Source organism: Prevotellamassilia timonensis (assembly GCF_021531665.1).
GTDB lineage: Bacteria > Bacteroidota > Bacteroidia > Bacteroidales > Bacteroidaceae > Alloprevotella.
The window spans coordinates 1-653 of the sequence record NZ_JADYUH010000128.1 but is presented as its reverse complement, the minus strand read 5'-3'; the positions used below and the strand labels follow the sequence as shown (position 1 = coordinate 653).

At 38.4% G+C, this 653-nt stretch carries 1 protein-coding gene; it reads right to left on the bottom strand.

All coding sequences use genetic code 11. From position 1 onward, the window contains the following. Window positions 1-407: 407 nt before the first annotated feature. Window positions 408-653: hypothetical protein (locus I6E40_RS10650; RefSeq protein ID WP_235387246.1), on the bottom strand; the 246-nt coding region annotated here is incomplete at its 5' end.

The window sequence follows — 653 nt, the reverse complement described above, 5'->3', positions numbered from 1 at the left end:
AGACGAAGAATCAGAAGGTTCAATGATAAAAGGATATATATCTTCACATACAGAGGAAGCCGAAACGCTGTAATAAAGGAAGTAGGCATAACTATATAAAAAATTAATTTATTATGGCAGACATGTTAAGAATTACCTACTATGCAGAAGGGCATAGAAACGGATGTAAAGTAACGCTCTATGATGTTTGTGGCCACACATACGATGATTGCATCGTTGCATTATCAAGATGGCATGGTTGTAACAGCGCAAGAGAGAAAGAGTCTTTCCTTCTCAACATTGCTCGAAGGGACTATCCGGAAGTTGAATGGGAGTCGGCTCATACAGTAGAGATCCACAACGCATAGTAGTCAATGAGTAACAGGTGTACCAGAAGAACTCAACTGGTACACCTGCGAAAAATCACATCAACTGAAGAATTTCCTGACTTTGTTCAGCAGTTTGCAGAGAAGCAGGATCGCGAAGAGCGTGAAGAGAAAATCTTTGCTGCTAAAGTTTTGGCTGGTATTGCCATTGCTATAGGTTTTATCTTCTATGACTGTTGGAAATACTATGTAGGTTAATATAAGTTCAATCATTAAAAAATCAAACATAATGCTTATTCTTTGGTTCCTTGGTGGAGTTGCTGTTGCAGGACTCCTTATATTATTCAT